Annotated in this window: 8 protein-coding genes; 1 reads left to right on the top strand and 7 read right to left on the bottom strand. The window is 72.3% G+C overall.

The window, feature by feature from the left end; all coding sequences use genetic code 11:
• Window positions 1-105: 105 nt before the first annotated feature.
• The 7 genes from ACIP8W_RS23155 to ACIP8W_RS23125 all read right to left on the bottom strand — a co-directional run bounded on the left by ACIP8W_RS23155 (window position 106) and on the right by ACIP8W_RS23125 (window position 17,522).
• Window positions 106-4,437 carry a TIGR02680 family protein gene (locus ACIP8W_RS23155; protein ID WP_402204435.1) on the bottom strand — a complete coding sequence of 1,444 codons (4,332 nt, stop codon included), beginning with the start codon at window positions 4,435-4,437 and terminating at the stop codon, window positions 106-108.
• Entirely contained in the window at window positions 4,434-5,771 is a 1,338-nt protein-coding gene (locus tag ACIP8W_RS23150; protein WP_402204434.1) for a TIGR02678 family protein, read from the bottom strand. Before ACIP8W_RS23150 ends, ACIP8W_RS23155 begins: the two co-directional genes overlap by 4 nt.
• Window positions 5,771-7,444: a TIGR02677 family protein gene (locus tag ACIP8W_RS23145; RefSeq protein WP_402204432.1), complete on the bottom strand. Its 1,674-nt coding sequence runs from the start codon at window positions 7,442-7,444 to the stop codon at window positions 5,771-5,773. The genes ACIP8W_RS23150 and ACIP8W_RS23145 overlap by 1 nt, the downstream gene beginning before the upstream one ends.
• Before the next feature lie 60 nt (window positions 7,445-7,504).
• The gene (locus ACIP8W_RS23140; RefSeq protein ID WP_401955457.1) at window positions 7,505-9,049 is read right to left on the bottom strand and encodes an ABC transporter substrate-binding protein; all 1,545 of its coding nucleotides are present in this window, start codon (window positions 9,047-9,049) and stop codon (window positions 7,505-7,507) included.
• Between the two features lie 60 nt (window positions 9,050-9,109).
• Entirely contained in the window at window positions 9,110-11,185 is a 2,076-nt protein-coding gene (locus tag ACIP8W_RS23135; protein WP_402204430.1) for a hypothetical protein, read from the bottom strand.
• Between the two features lie 241 nt (window positions 11,186-11,426).
• Window positions 11,427-13,349, bottom strand: coding sequence for a molecular chaperone HtpG (gene htpG, locus ACIP8W_RS23130; RefSeq protein WP_401955459.1), 1,923 nt, complete (start codon window positions 13,347-13,349; stop codon window positions 11,427-11,429).
• Between the two features lie 153 nt (window positions 13,350-13,502).
• Window positions 13,503-17,522 carry a hypothetical protein gene (locus ACIP8W_RS23125; RefSeq protein ID WP_402204428.1) on the bottom strand — a complete coding sequence of 1,340 codons (4,020 nt, stop codon included), beginning with the start codon at window positions 17,520-17,522 and terminating at the stop codon, window positions 13,503-13,505.
• A 178-nt stretch (window positions 17,523-17,700) separates the two neighbouring features.
• Between ACIP8W_RS23125 and ACIP8W_RS23120 the strand changes: the two genes are divergently transcribed.
• Window positions 17,701-17,880, top strand: a complete 180-nt coding sequence (locus ACIP8W_RS23120; protein ID WP_402204426.1) for a hypothetical protein — start codon at window positions 17,701-17,703, stop codon at window positions 17,878-17,880.
• Window positions 17,881-18,107: the final 227 nt, after the last annotated feature.

The raw sequence follows: 18,107 nt of genomic DNA, 5'->3' as shown, positions 1-18,107 counted from the left end.
AGGTTGCGCAATCTTTGAACTATAGGGATGGGTGACGCGGCGGGGCGGGGCGCCGGGTGGCCCGTTGCTTTCGGGCGGGAGCCCGTACCGCCGGCCCATACCGGCTCATACCGGCTCCAGGCGGCGTTGGCGGCCGTTCCATGTGTAGTGCAGCGTCGCCACGCCCCGTACATGCGGATCGCGCAGGCACTCGTAGATGTGCAGGGAGGGCACCTCGGGCCAGTTGCCCATCAGCCGCTCGCTGGTGAGGACGAAATCGAGGTCGAGGTCGACGAGGATCCGGCCGAGCCTGCCGTGGGTCGGCTCGTCGACCTTGGCGAAGGCGTCGTCCAGCAGGATCAGCCGGGGCGCGTGCGGCGCGGCCTCGCCGAGCGTGGTGAAGTGCGCGGCGGCGGCGGCGAAGAGCACGAGGTAGGAGAGCACGCGCTGCTCGCCCTGGCTGAGCCCGGTGCGCCCGGTGAGTCTGCGCTTGCGCTGCGGGGCGGCGTCCTCGACCACGAAGATGTGGAAGCGGAACCAGTCGCGATAGTCCAGCGCGGTCCGCAGATGCGCGGCGTAACCGGCCGAGGGGTCGGCTCTGCGGGCGTCCTCGATCCGGCGTTGCAGCACCTCGCGCAGGCGCTCGGTCTGCTCGCGGGTCCGCAGCCCCGAAGGGCTGCGCAGCAGCTCGACGGCGGCCCGCACATCCGCGTCCGCGTCCTCGTCCAGCTTCCACCGCAGCTCCACGCCGAGGCCGTGCGACGTCCGTACGGTCCGCAGCGTGTCGTTGAGCGCGGCGACCAGTTTGGCCGCGGCGATGACCTGCGCCGACAGATGGTCGCCCAGCTCGCCGGTGAGGAACCGCTGGAAGACCTCGCGCTCGCGCTCGGTGAGCCGCCCCCGGGCCTCGGCCGCGCGGTCCGCGATCCGCTCCCCGACGAGTGCCACATCGTGCGGCCCGTGGTCGTCGACCAGCCGGCAGACCTTGATGCCGTCGTGCTCCTCCAACTGGGCGTCGTAGCCGCCGGCCAGCTGGTCGCGCAGCTCCGTATGGCGGTTGAGCAGCGCGCTGTCGGACACCTCGCGTCCCGGCGCGGCCGGGCTCTCCCGGACCGCGTCGGCCAGCTCGCGCAGCGCCCGCACCCGGCTGCGGGCATCGGCGCCCGGCTCGTCCCCGGCGTGCGCGGGCAGGGTCCGCCGGTCGAGCCCGGCGCCGCGCACCACCTCGGGCCTGGCCAGGGCGGAACGCAGCCGGCCGCCCGCCGCTATGACCGCGGCCTCCTGGCCGATCAGCTCCTCGCGGCAGCGCTTCTCGCCCTCCTCCGCGCGCACCCGCTCCACCCGCAGCTCCTCGAAGGCGCGCTGGGCCGCGGGGAGGGCGCGGGCGGCGGTGGTGATCCGCTGCTGGGCCGCCTCCTCGCGGGCGAGGAGCTCGTCCCCGGCGGAGCCGACGGTCTCTTCGAGCGTCGTCAACGCCCTCTCGGCAGGGCGTAGTTGGTCCAGCCGTAGGCGGTACTCCTCCTCCGTCTCGGCCCGGTCCGCCCTGGCCCGGGTGTATCCCGCCGGCTCGGCGCGGCTGTCGTCGAGCCCCTCGGCCGTGGCGAGGACGGCGCGGCCCAGCAGGTCGAGACCGCCGAGCAGCGTCGTCAGCGCCGCCCGCACCCGCGCCAGCCCGTCGGGGGCGGTCGGCAGGTCGTGGGCGGTCGCGGTCGCCTCCGCCTCGCCGCGCACGGCGACCGCGTACGTACGCGCCTCCTCGGCGGCTCCGGTGGCCCGCGCCGTCCGGCCGGTCAGCTCCCGGACGGCGGACTCGTCGCCCTCCGCCCTCGTCCAGGCGCGGGCCAGCTCCTTCGCGCGGGGGAACTCCCGCCGGGCGAGGTCCAGGGCGCGCCGCCGGGCCTCGCTCGCGGCCAGCAGCTCCCGGTCTGCGGCGAGTCGACGGTCGGCCTCGGCGAGCCGCTCGGCCAGCTCCGCGAGCCCGCGGCGGCGGGTCGCGGCGCGCACGGCGGCGCCGACGTACTCCGCGCCGGCCTTCACGTACCGGCCGCGCAGCGCGCCCAGCCGCCAGCTGCCGTCGAAGAACACGGCGCTCGGCGGGGCCCCCGGCACGGTGACGGTCGGGGCCGTCGGGTCGAGCGCCACGGCGGCCAGCACCTGCTCCACCCGCTCCGCCGTGACCCCGCTCCCCGGATACGCGGCGGGCCGCAGCGCCATCCCCAGCGTCGGCCCCTGCGGCGCGCCCGGCGTCCCGAGCGGCACCGGCTGGAGCAGGGCGTCGCGGGTCGCCGGGTCGACCGGCGTGCCATCGGCGGTGATCCAGGCGTCGAGCAGCCCACTCGCCTCCAACGCCGCCTCCAGCCCCGCCCGCGCGTCGGGGGCCAGCCCCTCGGCGAAGTCGACCAGCCGGTAGAACGGCGCGCCGCTCCCCGGCGCGCGCTGTGCGACCCGGTGGTACGGAACCGGCGGCTCCGGATCCGTCCGCCGTTCCCAGGCCAGCCGCTCCCCGGTCAGCCGCTCCCGCTCCTCCTCGTGGCGCCGGACGGTGACCGCGAGGGCGTCGCGATGGGCGGTCAGCTCCTCGCCGTACGGGTCGAGCACCGCGCGGGCCGCCTCCTCCGCCCGCGTATCGACCCCGGCGGGCAGCACCCGCTCCGCGAACGGCGCGTACGCCGAGCTCTCGACCACGACCACGGCCAGGGCGGGGTCCAGCGGTGGGCAGCCGGGGCCGGTGGCGGACGCCAGGCGCCCGGCCCAGCCGGTCACCGCGCGGGCGTACGCGCCGCTCTCCTCGGCCACCGCCCCGCGGCTCTCCGCCAGCCGCTCCGCCGCCTGCTCCGTCTCCTCCTCCAGCCGCTCGCGCAGGGCGTCCGCGCGCGCGGCCTCGGCCCGCGCCTCACGGGCGCGCGCGGCCAGCCGGTCGACCTCCTCGACGGTCCTGACGCGGCCCCGCACCACCGTCCTGGCGCTCTCCAGCCGCTCCTTCCAGGCACGCAGCGCGGCCCCGGTGGCCGCCGCGTCCACGGCGGTCACCCGGCTGTGCCGTACGGTCGTGGCCGTCCCGTCCGGACCGATCAGCTCCGCCTCGAAGGCCCCGGCGGTGACGAAGGGACCGGCGGCGGGCGAACCGGCGGCGTGCGGTGGCGCGGCGCTCACGGCGGTCGGGGCCACCGGCTCCCCGAGATACCCGGTGGGCAGCCCGGCCCGCTCCGCCTCGGCGAGCAACACCCGGTGCTCCGTGGCCAGTTCGCCCAGCCGCCCGCGCAGCCGCGCCGCCCCGTCCGCCAGCCGCTCCGCCGCGCTCTCCTCGGCTCCGTGCGCGCGCAGCAGGGCGGTGAACGCCGTACCGGCCGCCGCGCGCAGCGCCACCACTGTCCTCCGGCGCTCCGCCAGCTCCTCCAGGCCGCGGTATCCGTCGCTCGCGCGCAGGGCGGCCAGCTCGGTGCGGGCCGCCGCGTGCTCCTCGCGCAGGGCGAGCAGCCGCCCGTCCGCCTCGCGCTCCCCGGTGCGCAGCCCGCTCGTCCGCTTCGCGGCGTCGCCGGTCTCGCGGCGGCGGCGGGCGAGGGTGTCCAGCTCCGCGCGCACGCCGTCCGCGCCCCTGAGGAGGACCCCGGCCAGATAGCGGCGATAGTCCGTGAGGAAGGTGCGCAGCGCGGTGTCGGTCCGCTCCAGCCGGCCCAGCTCGTCCCGTACCGCGTCGAGGTCGTGCAGATTGCGCGCGACCTTCTCGACGACCTCCTCGTCGAGCCCCGGGAGCGTCTCGCTGAGCAGGGGGACCAGCCCGCCGGACTCGATGCGGTCCCCGACCGTGGGACGGCGCAGCCGGTGCAGGAGCTGGGTGAGATTGCGGTAGCGCGTCGTATCGGTGATGCCGAACAGCTCGCGCGCCACCCTGGCGCGGTGTTCGACGGCGCGGTCCGTGACCTGGGCGGCTCCCACGGCCTCCTTGAGCCGGTCCAGGGGCAACGGCCTGCCCGCGTCGGCCAGATGGAGGTCCACGCCGATACGGAGCGGGGTGACGAAGAAGGACGGCACCGCTCTCCTGGTCGACCGCGAGGCGCGGATCGCGGCGCCCAGCGTGAGATGGCGCTCGCCGCCGTCCGGCGCGGTCATCCGGAACTCGACCCACAGATAGCCGAGGCGGTTCGTCCGCTCGAAGCCGTCGAGCATCAGCCACGCGAGCGTGGTCCGGCCCGTGCCCGTGGCGTCCAGGGCGCGGGAGTCGCCGTCCAGCAGGTACGGGAGCAGCATCTCCAGCGCCTTGGACTTGCCCGCGCCGTTCTTCCCGCGCAGCAGCAGCCGCCCGTCGCCGAACGCGAACTCCTGCTCGTCGTACTGCCATACGTTGTGGATGCCCGCGCGATGCAGCCGGAAGCGGTCACCGGCCCGCGCGCCGGAACGCTGCGGAGGGATGGCCGCGTGCCCGCCGGGGCCCGTGGCGGCCGTGGTGTCCTGGGTCATAGCGGCAGCTCCTGCTGTACGTCGTGGGGGGCGTCGGCGTCCGGGGCAGGCCCGGCGGCCCTCCGTACGGTGACACGCGTCGCGTACCGGGCGGCGGCGGCCAGCAGCACCCACTCCGCGCCGGGGCCGCGCGCCCCCCGGACGTCCGTGACCGCCCGGCCTTCGGGGAGCGGGGCCTCGTACCCCTCGGGCAGTCCGTGGCCGCCGGATCTGAGCGGTCCGGTCCGGGCCATCAGCCGCATCCGGACCAGCAGATCGAGGACGGCCTCCCGGAGCGCGGCGGGGTCCTCCAGATAGCCGCGCTGCCAGCTGCCCCGCCTGCCGTACTCGGCGACCGCACCGGCGAGCAGCTCCTCCACCAGCCCGTCCGGGACGGGCACCCCGACGACGAGCCGCCCGCCCGCCGCGGGATGGCCCGGATCGTCCGGGCGCAGCCGCTCCACCAGCCCGGCCACCAGGAGCAGCGCGGCCTGGGCGACGGTGCCCGTGCCGGGCAGCCGCAGATCGGTCAGCTCCTCCTCCGGATCCACCAGCACCACGCCCTCCGCGCGGATCTCGGACTCCAGCCCGAGCAGCTCGGAGAACGCCTGGGCCTCACGCCGCTGCCGGGTCCGCAGCCAGTCGCGCTCGGCGTCGGTCAGCTCGTCGAGATAGACGGCCGGTGTCTCCACCAGCCTCCGGCGCACATAGGTGCGCGGCCCGCCGAAGCCGGGATCCGCCGCCCGCCGGATCAGATCGGCGCCGTCCCTGCTCTGCGCGAGCGGTCCGGCGACCAGGGCGCGGGCGATCTCCCGGTCCACCGTGATCAGGGCCTCCCCGCCGTCCTCCCGCGCGACCGCGCCCACGCTGCCCTCGGTCTCCGTGAGCACGCCCCAGTCGACCAGCGCGCGCAGCGCCGCCGCCAGCGTCCGCTTCTCGGCCGCCCGGCCCGTACCCTCCAGCTCCACCCCGGCGTCGGCGGCGGCGGCCTTGAGGTCGGCGACGAGCCGGGACAGCAGCAACTGTTCGGGCGCGGTGACCAGTACGGAGAGGGCGAGCGCGAGGCACGCGTAGGTGTGCGGGGTGAAGGGCGTGCCGGTGGAGCGCTCCAGCCGGTGCCCCGAACCGGCGCCGAGACCGGCCTTGAACAGCCGGGCGTACGACGTGTCGACGAGCAGCCGGTACCCCAGCACCTGCTGGAAGCGTTTCCCCAGCCAGTCGGCGTGTCTGCGGATCAGCGGGAACAGATCCGCGTGCGGGCCGCCCGCCGTCACGAGCGGATGCGCGAGCAGCAGCCGCCCGGCGCTGCGGCGCTCGGCGGCCAGGGCGACATCGTGCGTCGAGGGCAGCGTCATCAGGTGTTCCCTTCCGGCTCTTCCGGCTCTTCCGGCCCTTCCGGTCCTTCCGGCTCTTCCGACGTGCTCTCGACGGTCAGCTCCAGGTCGTCCAGGACCAACTCCCCGTCGACCGACCGCAGTACCGTACCCGCACCGGGGACCCGCCGGACCGTGAGGCGTACGCCCAGCCCGGCGTCCCCGCTGCACGCCTCCTCCAACCCGAACCAGCCCCGCTCCCCGCCGTCCCCGTTCCGCCCCGCGCCCTGCCGCAGCCGGGCGTTGCCCAGCGCCGTCGCCAGCAGTTCGAGCAGCAGCGCCAGCGCGGCCGAGGACAGCTCGGCCCGGTCGAACACCCCGGACGCCGACCGCAGTTCGTCCGCGGCCTCGCGCCGCCGCGCCGCCTGCTCCCGCGCGGCCCGCTGTAGCGCCTCCTTCTGTACGGAGTGGTCCTCCACCGCCGAGGCCCGGCCCCGCTGCGCCCGGCTGCCCCGCTCCCGCAGCGCCACCGGCACCTCGACCACCGGGCCCGACCACCAACTGGTGTACGCGGGCACCATCTCGTCGGAGGCGGGCTCCACGCCCAGATGCCTCGCCCCGTACATGCCGAAGGCGGCGACCGCTATGTCGTGCGCCTCCTCGGGGCCCGCCTCGTCGAACCACCGGGCCAGCCGCAGCAGATCCTTGCGCCGCGACATCTCGCCCGACGCCGAGCGCAGCATCCGCTTGGCGTTGGCCAGCAGCGACTGCAACGCGCGCAGGGTGGCGTCCCGGAGCTGGTCGACCTGGCTGCCCTGACCGTCCGTATCGGCGAACCAGCCGCGCAGCCCCTCCCAGTCGGCGAGTACGCGGCCACGGCTGCGCTGCACCCGGGTCTCCGGCAGGGCGTCGCCCACCGCCCCCGACAGCCCCCGGGCATGGGCGTCGAGCCGCTCCAGCAGCGCGGGGAGCCGGGGCCACAGCCGGTCCAGCACCGCCGCGATCCGGGGCGCGCGGAACGCCACGTCCTCCGTGATCGCCTCCACGTAGTCGAGCAGCAGCTCCTTGAAGCCCTGGTACTCCGCGCTGTCCAGGTCGTAACGGGCCAGCACCTGCCCCAGGTAGGCGTAGAAGTCGCGGACGGAATCGGCGAACTCCGCGAACTGTACGAAGAGCGTGCTGACCCGCTCCAGCGCGTCCTGCGGCTCCACCCCACCGGGCCGCTCGACCCGCTCCGCCAGCTCGCGCAGCCCGCGCTCGACCAGCGCCAGCAGCTCGTTGCTCACCTCACGCGCCGCGTCCGCCCCGGTCAGGACCTCGTCGGCGTCCCGCTGGACGCGCTCGCCGACCTTCGACAACTGGTAGCGTGAGCGGGCCCGTTGGTACTCGGTGATGCTCGCGGCCCGCACCGTATGACTGCTGCGCAGCAGATTCCCCCAGCGCACCAGCTGCTCCAGCCGCGCGGTGAGCACCTCCGCCGTGGGACCGACAGCGGTCCCGGGCGCGGCCCCGGTCCCCGACAGCTTCGCCAGGATGTCGGGCACGGCCAGATCCGCCAGCAGGGTCGCGCAGAACACCCGCATGACCGCGACGTACTCCAGCCGCTCGGGGGCGCTGAGATAGGCGTACGCGGTCAGCCGCTGCCACGAGCCGTCGGCGTCCTTCTCCGCCCCCGCCGGCTCGTCACGCGTGACCTGTGCTGATTCCTGCCGCATGCCCAAGAGGTTACGCAGTGCCACTGACAGCGGCGCCGATCCCCGGCCAGGACCCGTCCCTCACCCCTGCCCCGCGGGCCTGTACGGTTCGCCGCTGCCCGCGCCGGAGAGGACGTCGACGGCCGTGGTCCTGCCGCCGGCGGCGATCTCGATGACGGGGATGGCCTTCCGCTCGGGGCTGCCGTTGTTCCTGAGCGAGATCCAGCCGCCGGCCCCCTCGACCGCGTTGGCACCGCTGAGCGCGGTCAGCATGTCCTTGACGCCGCCGCGCTTGACCTCCCAGCTGGTCTTCGCGTCGCTGTAGCTCATCCTGATGACCTTGACGGCGGTCCGTACGGCGTCGTGGCCCATGATGGCCTGCCCGTCGACGAGCTTGTCGTTGAAGCTCTTCCGGTAGATGCCGTCGGGCTCGCGGAAGGGCGCGACGGCGGCGGCGTCGAAGAACTCGGGTGCCAGCTCCCAGGCGTCGGGGTGCGCCAGCCCCGTATAGAGGAGCCTGATGTTCCCGTCCCGCAGGGACTGTTTGACGTCGTCGAAGCCGTCCGCCTGGAGGACCTGCGAGGTGTCGTCGCCGGAGATCACGGTCAGCCGGGTGTGTTTGCAGTGGCGGCCGGTGAGCGGGCCGAGGAAGTCCGGAAGGTCACGGCCCCGGCCCGCGAAGTAGACGACATCGGGCGCGGCGAGACAGAGATTGGACATCTGGTTGGTGAAGTAGGTCGCGATCTGACCTTTGTTGGCGGAGTCGTACTGCATCGTCTGGGCGTGGACGAGCCGGTTCCCGGGGAAGGTCCGGCCGAAGGAGGCGGCCAGTGACTTCGTATAGAGGTCGTCCTTGTTCGCGTCCTCGACGACGAGCACCTTCGTCGACCTGTACTCCGGTGTCCGCAGGAACTGTACGGCCGCCGCGGCCTGATCCGCGTTGGGCGGCGCGACCCGCACCAGACCGCGTATGGCCCCCAGCCGGTCGGCGGTGATGACGGAGCCGACGGACGCGATCTTCCAGGAGGCCAGCCGAGCGGCCATCTCCTCGGTGTCGGTGAGGCTGGTGCCGAGTCCGGCGATGGCGACGATTCTGGCCTCGGCGAGGCGCGCGTCGATCCGGCCCATGGTGTATTCGCGCTGCTCATCGGTGTTTCCGGTGTCGCCGAGCAGCAGCCTGATCTTCGGGGTGTCCCCTCCCTGGCGGTGGTGATTCGCCTGGTACTGCGCGGTGTACGCGCCCTCCAGCTCGTGGCGTACGGACTCGGGGTTCTTGCTGTCGCCCTTGCCGGGCTTCATGCCCATCAGGTACACGATGCTCACGTACGAGGCGGTGCCCTTCTCCGCGGCTCTCATGACGGCCCGGTTCTCCTCCTCGATCAGGCCGGCCACCGTCTTCAGGTTCTCGCTGAACAGGCTGCCGTCGTCGGTCAGCCCGACACAGTGCGCGCCGCCCGCCTCCTCGAACCGCTTCACATGCGGCGCGCAGCCGGCCGGCTCCGGCCGCATGAACCAGGCGAGGGAGCCGCCGACGAGCAGCAGTACGGTGAGCGCGGCGGCCACGTAACGCCACCGGGGGACGGGCGGGTTGGCGTCGGGTCCGTGCGGTGTGAGCGTTGATGTCATGGCACCGTGTCCTCTTCGTGAGGCCGCGTGGAGGCGTGAGCCGCGTAGTTTTCGTGGGGCTCATGGCCGGGGCTCGTACCTCCCCGCCTCCCGGAGGAGACCGGCGGCGCTGCTGCTGGGCAGGGCGGCGAGCCGGTGGAACATCGCCGCGATGGTGGAGTTCAGCTCGGGGGCGGCGTTCGCCACTCGGTTACGGGGATCCGCGGCCAGCCAGAGCGCGGTGACCAGCATGGTCAGCGACCAGTTCTCGGTGAGGGAGGTGGGCCCGAGCTGTCCGGCCAGCTCGCGGACCCGGTCGGACGGTGAGGACTGCGGCTCGTCGGGACCGAGCGGGACCACCGGCACGCGCATGGGCGCGGCGGTGATGGTGTACAGCTCGTACAGCCACTGATCGGTGGTGGGCAGGTCGGTGAACCGGTCGTGGAGATAGGCGACGGTCCCGTCGAGTTCGTTGAGGGCGAGGGAGTGGTACTGGGCGTCGAGCCGGTGTCTGCGGGCCCCTTCCCGGCCCTGATGCCAGGCTCGTAACGTCTGATGGGCGCTCTCCCAGCTCGCCCGGTCGCCGGCCGGCTGCGCCGCCAGGGCCTGGAGGAGGACGAGCCGCAGCCAGGGCTGGAGCGTCGACGGCGGTCTGTTCTCCTCCCGGCAGTACTCCAGATAGCCGCTGCCGCGCCCGCCGCGCGTGCCGGCGTCCTCGGGGACCGGCGGGATCAGCCAGAGCAGGGCGTCGATGTCCCGGTGCAGGCTGTCCTTGGTGTGCTGGTCGTACGCCTCCAACAGCCCGGCGTCGACGGCGGACTCGAAGGCGCGCGCGGCGGAACAGGCCACCAGGGCGCTCTGCTGGCTGGGGGAGAGGTCACGCAGGAGGTAGCGCCTGGCCGCCTCGTCGACCGTCCGGGGAACCTCCGGCGGTCCGGGGACCGACGTGAGCGTACGGAGCACCTGGCGCAGCTCGGGCGCCCCGCCGCCGCGCTCGACGATCGCGTACACGGCGTCGAGCAGGGTCCGCGCGCTCCACGGGTGTCCGTACGAGAGGCGGTGGACCAGCGGGGTCGTATGGACCGGGGGAGGGGCCAACTGCTCGGCCAGCACCATGATCTCGGGCTCGGTGAGATCGCGCAGCAGCACCGGGTACCAGTGCCACCGGGTGGTGGAGGCGGGGCGCGGAATGCTCCGCTCCCAGTCCGCGTACGACGCCTGCTCGGGGGTCCGGACGCGCAGCTCGGCCGGGAGCCCGGGGGCGTAGGGGCCGGGCACCGCGCGCGCGTTGGCGGCGGTCGCGACGACGAGCAGCGGATCGTGGACGCCGTCCGCGGCGGCGTTCGCGTCCCGGATCCGTACGAGCAGATCCAGGAACTCCCGCCCCTGCGGTACGTCGATGTTGTCCAGCAGCGCGACACACACCTTGTCGAGCGACTGGCCGTGGCGGGCGTCATGGGCGCGCAGATCCTCCAGGAAGGCCCCGCACAACTGCCGGTCGACCTGCGCCTTTTTCTCCGGCTCGTCGCTCTTGGCCAGCTGGTTCAGCGCGACGAGGGCGTCGACCGTACGGTGGGGAGTATCGCCGTACCAGGTCAGCCCGGCGCGCCACATCATCGTGACGGGCAGCCGGGGAAGGCTGAACTGCACCAGCCTCAGTACGAGGTTGATGCCGGGCAGCGGCACCAGATTGAGGTCCTGGAGGACCCCGAGCACCTCGCCCGCCTCGCCGACCGCCTCACGCGCCTCCGGACTCGACCGCGCCTGCCGCAGCCCGCGCTTCAGCTCGGCCCGCGCCTTGCGGGTGTCGGCGTCGTCCAGACTGAGCTGGAGCCGCGTCACCAGCAGCCCGAGCGCCAGCCGGGGGAACTGCACCGGAGGCTGCCTCGGGAACCGGTACGACAAGCCGAGCGCGAGCCGGGTCGCCACCTCGTGGGGGCGTTTGGCGGGCGCGGAGGCGAAGTCGTAGAACGCGTTGGGTCTGTTGGAGGCCAGATAACCGAGCCACCGGAGCGTCGTGGTCTTGCCACCGCCCCGCCGCCCGAGCAGCGCGACAACCGGCAACTCCCGGCCACCCGGCGCCCGTGCCCGGCACTCGCTGAACAGACGTACGACACCGTTGACGCCCTGAGGGCGCTCCTCGGGCATGGGCAGCATGCCGCCCCCTCCCCCGTTTTCTCTTCAGGTGTCCACCATGAGTGAGGACGTCCCGTATGGCCAGAGGGCGAGGGCGGTCGAACACCGGAAAACGCGAAACCCCTCCATAGGGTGATAACGCACCCAATGGAGGGGCTCAACGCCTCACACGGCCCCGGCCCGGTTCCGGCGGAGAGGCCCGCGCCGCACCTGGTCCTCAGCGCCTGACCCGGTCCTCAGCGCCTCACGCGGACCCCGACGGTCAGAGAGTGCGCTCCAGCCGATCGGCCATCAGCTTGATGAAGCGCGAGGGATCGCTCAGCTCGCCGCCGTCCGAGAGGAGCGCCATGCCGTACAGCAGCTCGGCGGCCTCCGCCAGCCCGGCGTCGGGCTCGCCCGCGGCGTGCGCCCTCCGCAGACCGCCGACCAGCCCGTGGTCCGGGTTGAGTTCGAGGATCCGCTTGATCCGGGGCACTTCCTGGCCCATCGCGCGGTACATGTTCTCCAGCGCCGGGGTCACGTCGTGGGTGTCCCCGACGATGCAGGCGGGCGAGACGGTGAGGCGGGAGGAGAGCCGTACCTCCTTCACCTGCTCACTCAGCTCCGACGTCATCCAGGTCAGCAGCTCGGCGTACTCCTGCTGCCGCTTCTCGCGCTCCGCCTCGACCTCCTTCTTCTCCTCGTCGGTGTCGAGGTCGACCTCGCCCTTGGCGATCGACTGGAGCTGCTTCCCGTCGAACTCCGGAACGGACTGGACCCACACCTCGTCCACCGGATCGGTCAGCAGCAGTACCTCGAAGCCCTTGGCCCGCAGGGCCTCCATGTGCGGCGAACTCTCGATGGCGGACCGCGACTCGCCCGTCATGTAGAAGATGTGCTGCTGGCCCTCCTTCATACGCTCCACGTACTCCCGGAGGGTGGTCGGCTTCTCCGCGTCCTGCGTCGAGGCGAACGAGGAGACACCCAGGATCGCGTCCCGGTTCTCGAAGTCGCTGAGAAGCCCTTCCTTGACGACCCGGCCGAACTCATTCCAGAACGTCGCATAGCCGTCCGGATTGGCGGACATCATGTCCTTGACCGTCGACAGCACCTTCTTCACCAGCCGCCGGTGCATCAACTGGATCTGCCGGTCCTGCTGGAGGATCTCCCGCGATACGTTCAGCGACAGGTCCTGCGCGTCGACGACACCCTTGACGAAGCGCAGGTATTCCGGCATGAGCGCTTCGCAGTCATCCATGATGAACACGCGCTTGACATAGAGCTGCACCCCGCGCTTGTGCCCCTGCATAAACAGATCCTGCGGGGCGTGCGACGGAATGAAGAGCAGCGCCTGATATTCGAAGGTGCCTTCCGCCTGCATGCGGATGGTTTCCAGCGGGTCGTTCCAGTCGTGGCTGATGTGCTTGTACAGCTCGTTGTACTCGCCCTCGGACACTTCGCTCTTGGAGCGGGCCCACAGCGCCTTCATCGAGTTGATCGTCTCGACCTCACGCGGAGTCCCGTCGACACTCTCGGACTCGGTGGACTCGGCGGCCATCCTGATGGGCCAGGTGATGAAGTCCGAATAGCGCTTGACGATCTCCCGGATCTTCCAGGCCGAGGTGTAGTCGAAGAGCCGGTCATCGGCGTCCTCCGGCTTCAGCCGCAACGTCACCGCCGTACCCTGCGGCACATCGTCGACCGACTCGACGGTATACGTTCCCTCCCCGCTGGACTCCCACCGGGTCCCCACGCTCTCCCCGGCCCGCCGCGTCACCAACGTGACCTCGTCGGCCACCATGAAACTCGCGTAGAACCCGACCCCGAACTGCCCGATAAGCTCCTCGGGAGCCGCCGATTCCTGACTCTCCCGGCTCTCCTTGAGCTCCTTGAGGAACTTCGCGGTACCGGAATTGGCAATTGTCCCGATGAGCTGTACCACCTCGGCATGCGACATTCCGATGCCGTTGTCCCGAATGGTGAGCGTACGTTCCTTCTTGTCGGCCTCGATGGCGATATGGAGGTCCGATACGTCTTCCGTCAGTCCGTCGTTCCGCAGAACTTCCAACCGGAGCTTGTCCAGCGCGTCGGAGGCATTGGAGATCAACTCCCGCAGAAAGACATCCTTGTTCGAATAAATCGAATGGATCATCATCTGGAGAAGCTGGCGAGCTTCCACCTGGAACTCGAATGTCTCGGTCGGCATGTGCGCGTTTCCCTTTCCTTGATAAACGGCCGGCACCTGCACCAACGCATTGCGCCGCCTCACATCGTATCCAGCCTCCCCTGCGCTGCGGATGTCTATGCGAGGACTGGTCCGAGGAGACCGTGGCCGTCGTGCGTCCCCGAAGCCGCTCGTTCACCCAGCGGTGTCACTGTCCGGGCGACCGTGGGCCAGTAGCAGCTCTCCGAGCGGTACGAGCGCCTCGGGCGCCAGCCGGGGGAGCAGCGGGATCGCGTACGCCCACCCCTCGCCTGCCGGCAGTACGCGTACGAGCCGCCGGGCCGCCGCCTCGTCGGGCGGCGGGCCGTCGTTCGCGGCGTGGGCGAGCGCCAGGCAGAGGCGGAGCGTCGCGTCTCCCGAGGCCCGGTCGACGGGGAGCGCGGAGGGGAGCGCGACGGTGATCGCGACGGTGATCGCGACGGGGACGCCCGCCAGGTGGGTGGCGACGGCGGCCAGGGCCGCGGCCCGCCCGTCCGGAGTCGGCGCTGCCTCGGCGAGGCGCTGGGCTTCGGAGACATCGCCCTCCACCGCTTTGAGGAGGGCCAGTTCGGCGTGGGGAACCTGATCCGGCGGCAGGGTCCGGGGCCACTCGCCGATCGTGTCGGCCACAGGAGGCAGCTCCAGCTCCGGACAGCAGTTGAGCCGCTCCAGCAGGGCGAGGAGCACGGCCGTCTGCGCGTCCCCTCGCCGACCGGGTTCCTGTGCGAACCGCGCGGCGTGCTGGAGCGCCGCGCCCAACCACGGTCCGGGCTGCCGTACATCGGGGAGGGGGAGCAGGAGGGGCACCAGCTGGGGGATCGGCTCGCGCAGGCCGTCCTGCACGGTGCGCCGGCTCAGCTCGGTCGTTACGGGCTCGATGAGCTGGGCGGCTGCTTCGGGGTGCCGACGAGCGAGCCCGGCGGCGACCGCCGTCACCGACCGGCGGATCTGGATCTTGAGCCGGGCGTTGGTCAGGGCGCCCCGGGGCTCTTCCCGCTCTGCCAGCTCCACAGCGTCGGCGGCATCCCCGGCGTGGGCCAGAGCCTGCGCGACCACTCCCCGCAACACGGGATCGGCCGCGCCCGCCACGAGGCCCGCCGCCTCCCGGGCGTACCGGCTCGCCTCGCCGTACCCGCCGCCCTGCGAACACCCCATCGATACGGCCGCCAGGTGCCGTACCCGGCTCTCCACGCTCTCCGCCTCGGGAAGGGCGGAGAGCAGCCGGTCCGCGTAGGTGAATTCCCCTACGGCGCCGAGCGCTTGGGCCATCAACAGCGTCCAGCCGCTGTTGATGGCCGCCGACGCGGTCGCAGGAGGCGAGCACCGTAGAGCCGCCTCCAGCCGTTCGCGGCCGAGCAGCACGTTGCCGTTCTGCAGCAGCCGATCGGCTTCTCCGAGCAGAGTGACGTGCTCCGGCTGCTGATCGTCGTGATCGTCCTCCGGTTGGTGCTGGGACGGTGTTCCTCCGCGCGGGGGCCGCCGCCTCTTGACCGGCTTCGGAGAGTCGTCGCGACGGCAGTCCTTGTGTCTCTGCTGTTCCGTTTTGAGCTTCAGGTCCTGCTTCCGGAGCACGGAGTCATCCCCGGCCCTGCGCTCGTCGGCCGCCTCGATGTTGGCCACTGCCCGATCCGTGAGGGTGTCGCCGAGCAACCCCGTACGCATCTCGTCGGGAAGTGCCGTCACCAACTCCTTGATCTCGTCCAGGGCGTGCAGACCGATGCCGGTGTCGTCGATGGCCCGGGTGAGGCGCTCCAGGGTGGTGGAGAGTTCACGCCGCAAGTGGGCCCGGTCGGCGGGGGAGAGGCTGTCCGGGTCGGTGAGCGCGGCCGACAGCCGGTCCAGGGCGGTCCTCGCCAAGCGGGCCGCCATCCTACGACTGGCCAGCGCGGAAGCGGCGAGGGCGAGGACGTCGACCGTCGCCAGCCCGTCCGACGGGTCCAGCTCCTCGCAGAGCCACTCGATGTGATCCCGGGCATGGGGACCGCGTGAGGGCCGCCCGCGGGCGATCGTCGCCCAGATGTCCACCGCGGCGGCCTGTGCCCGGGGGCCGCCCGCGCTCAGGGCGTACGCCTGCGCCGAGACCGCCGAGACCCAGTCCTCGCCGTCGCGCTCGCCGCAGTTTGCACCGCAGCCCTTGCTGTCCCTCCCGCTGTCCCCCTTGCTGTCGCTCTCGCGGTCGTCCTCGGCGTCGTCCTCGGTAAGGACGTTTACGGCCGTCATCAGCGTCTCGACGTCGGCCGTACCGCTGAGGACCACTGCCCGGAACAGGGCGCGCGCGGCATCGGGCTCCTCCAGCGCGCTGAGCGCGTGCGCGGATTGCGCGAGCGACGCATAGGCGTCCACGTCGTGAGCCGGCCGGGGGAGGACGAAGTCGGCGCGGGCCGCCCATTCCGCGGCCTCCTGCGCGACGGGGGTTGTCCCTTCCAGCTTCTTACGGCTCAGCTCCACCGAGACCTGTGCCAGGCGCGCTGCCTTGACCGCCGGTTCCGACGCCGAGCGGGCCAGCGAGCGGGCGCGCTCGACGTTGCCGAGCCGGACGAAGAGCGCCGGAGCCTCCGGCGGTACCTGGCGTGCCCGGTGCAGGAGGGAGGCGTGCGACACGGCGAGCCGCGCGGCCAATCCGAGAGAGTCGGCGTCTGCCGTGGTCTGGTCACCGAACGCCGAAGCCAGCGCGTCCACTTGCGCGAGGGCGACATCGTGACCGGCGGCGACGGCGGTGAGCCGCACTTGCCGTCGGCCGTCGAGAACGTACTCCGCCCGGTGCGTGGGGTCGTCCAGCAGACGGAGGTAGTCCGTCATCAGGTACGGAGGCGTCCCCTCGGGCCAGCCTGCGGTACGCCATGCCTCGGCCCAGACGTGCAGCCGCGCGGTGTGGCGCGCCACACCAGTCGGCCCCAACTCCCGCCGTACCGTACGAAGGACGTCGTCGTGGCCCAGCGCGTACGTCTCGGCATCGGTAGCGATATCGGTCGCCGGTTCGTCCAGCACGACGCACCGCCCGTCCGCGCTCTGGACGAGACGGTCGACCCGGTCGACGGGTGCCCCGGCCAGCTCCGCCAGATCCGCCACGCGCAGGCCCCCGCCCGCCACGGCGAGCAGGTCGGTGACGGTCCGGCCCGGCTCGCTCGCGCGTAGCCGGTCCGCGGCGGCCCGGGGTGTCGGCCCGGCCTCGGCAGCCCGTTCGGAGGGCCCCAGCAGACGCAAACACTCCCGCAGGCGCAGCGGATGGCTGACAGGTACGTCGTCGGGAAGATCTCCGGGAAGGCACAGACCTTGCCGTACGGAGACGACGATCCGCAGGTTGCCATGGGGCCGGGCGGGAAGCAGCGCCGCGATGCTCCGGCCGTGAACGGCCTCCCGCGTGGACCAGGCCGCGTCCTCGTCGAGGCCGTCGACCAGGAGGAGAAGCCGCCGTCCGCGCTCGGCGCTCTTGCGGGCGGCTTTACGGAGGAGAGCCGCCCATTCCCGGGGATTGCGCGGGCTCGGCACGGCGGGCTCGTCCGGGCCCAGGAACGACCCGATCTGCCGCCCCATCTCCGTGGCGAAGGCGGCACGGGTGTGGGTGCCTCGCGCCTCGGAGACGAAGAAGTTCAGGACATCGACGTTCGGCGGCGGCTTCCGTACGCAGTCGGCGAGCAGCGCGGTCTTCCCCGATCTGAGCCGCGTATGCCAGCAGAGGTACGACGGCGCGTGCGGCTCGTCGGCGCGGACGAAGGCGGCCAGTGCCGTCCGCTCCGCCTCCCGGCCGACCAGGACGTCCCGGATTCTCAGACCCGAGGGGTCCAGCGCCGAGGGTCCCAGCCCGGCGAGGTGGGGCCGTACGAAGTGCCCCTTGGGGTCGAGCCGTTCCGTAGACTTGCTTGCCGCGTAGCTTCTCCTGGCCGCGTCTCGCTGGGCCGCCAGGAGCGCGGCCTCCCACTCGCCCTCGCTGTACACGGAGTTACCGGCGGACGCCCGCAACGTCTGTACCAGCAACCAGAAACGCGCCGTGTGCTCCGCCGTCGCGGCTGGCACCGTCCTGCCTTCGAGCCAGTCCCGGAGGGTGCTGTGTCTCGGTCCGTTCTCTCCACAGGCGTCCACGGCTTTGCGCTGGCTGAGCCCTGACTCCTCCAGCAGCTTCTTCACCATCGCGCCGAGGAGCTTGTGCGGTGCTTCCGCGCTGCTCTGGTCGCTCACTTTCTCTTCCATTCTCCCCCGACAGAATGACGTCCCGAAAACCCGGTATTCCCCGCGCCGACCTGCACAGATCGTGGCTGCGCGGGGTGCGGTTCTGTCCGCACCGCACCTCGACGCCCGACGCTGGGGTCCTCACATCGAGGGGCCGCCTCTCACGGCCCGGACGGAAGGACACCCCGTGACCGTACTGCCCGAACTGCTCCACGCCGCGGCCTCCCTGACGGCCACTGTCGGCCTGCTGTACGGCGGCGTCGTGGCCGTTGTCGCCCTTACCTCGGTGCTGGCTCGCACCCCGGAACTCCGCCGCGACGCACGCTCCACGCTGACAATCCTCATCAAGAAGCGGCGGTCGGGGTAATGATGAAGTCCATCGCTTCGGTAACGGATCGGGCCGGCGCCCTCGCTGGCGAAGACGACGGCCCGAAGATCCCCGCTCACGCGGGGGGAACCCCAGCACGGCAACTGCTGCAGTCGACGGGCCATCCCGCTGCGCGGGAGTACCAACTAGCTGGTGACTGAAGACGATTCTGCCCATCGAATTCGCACCAGGCCAGGCTGAAGGGGTCGCATAGACTGGGGGATTGC

The organism is Streptomyces sp. NPDC088554, assembly GCF_044752945.1.
GTDB lineage: Bacteria > Actinomycetota > Actinomycetes > Streptomycetales > Streptomycetaceae > Streptomyces.
The sequence above is the reverse complement of the archived record's forward strand: the minus strand, read 5'-3'. Positions and strand labels throughout refer to the sequence as shown.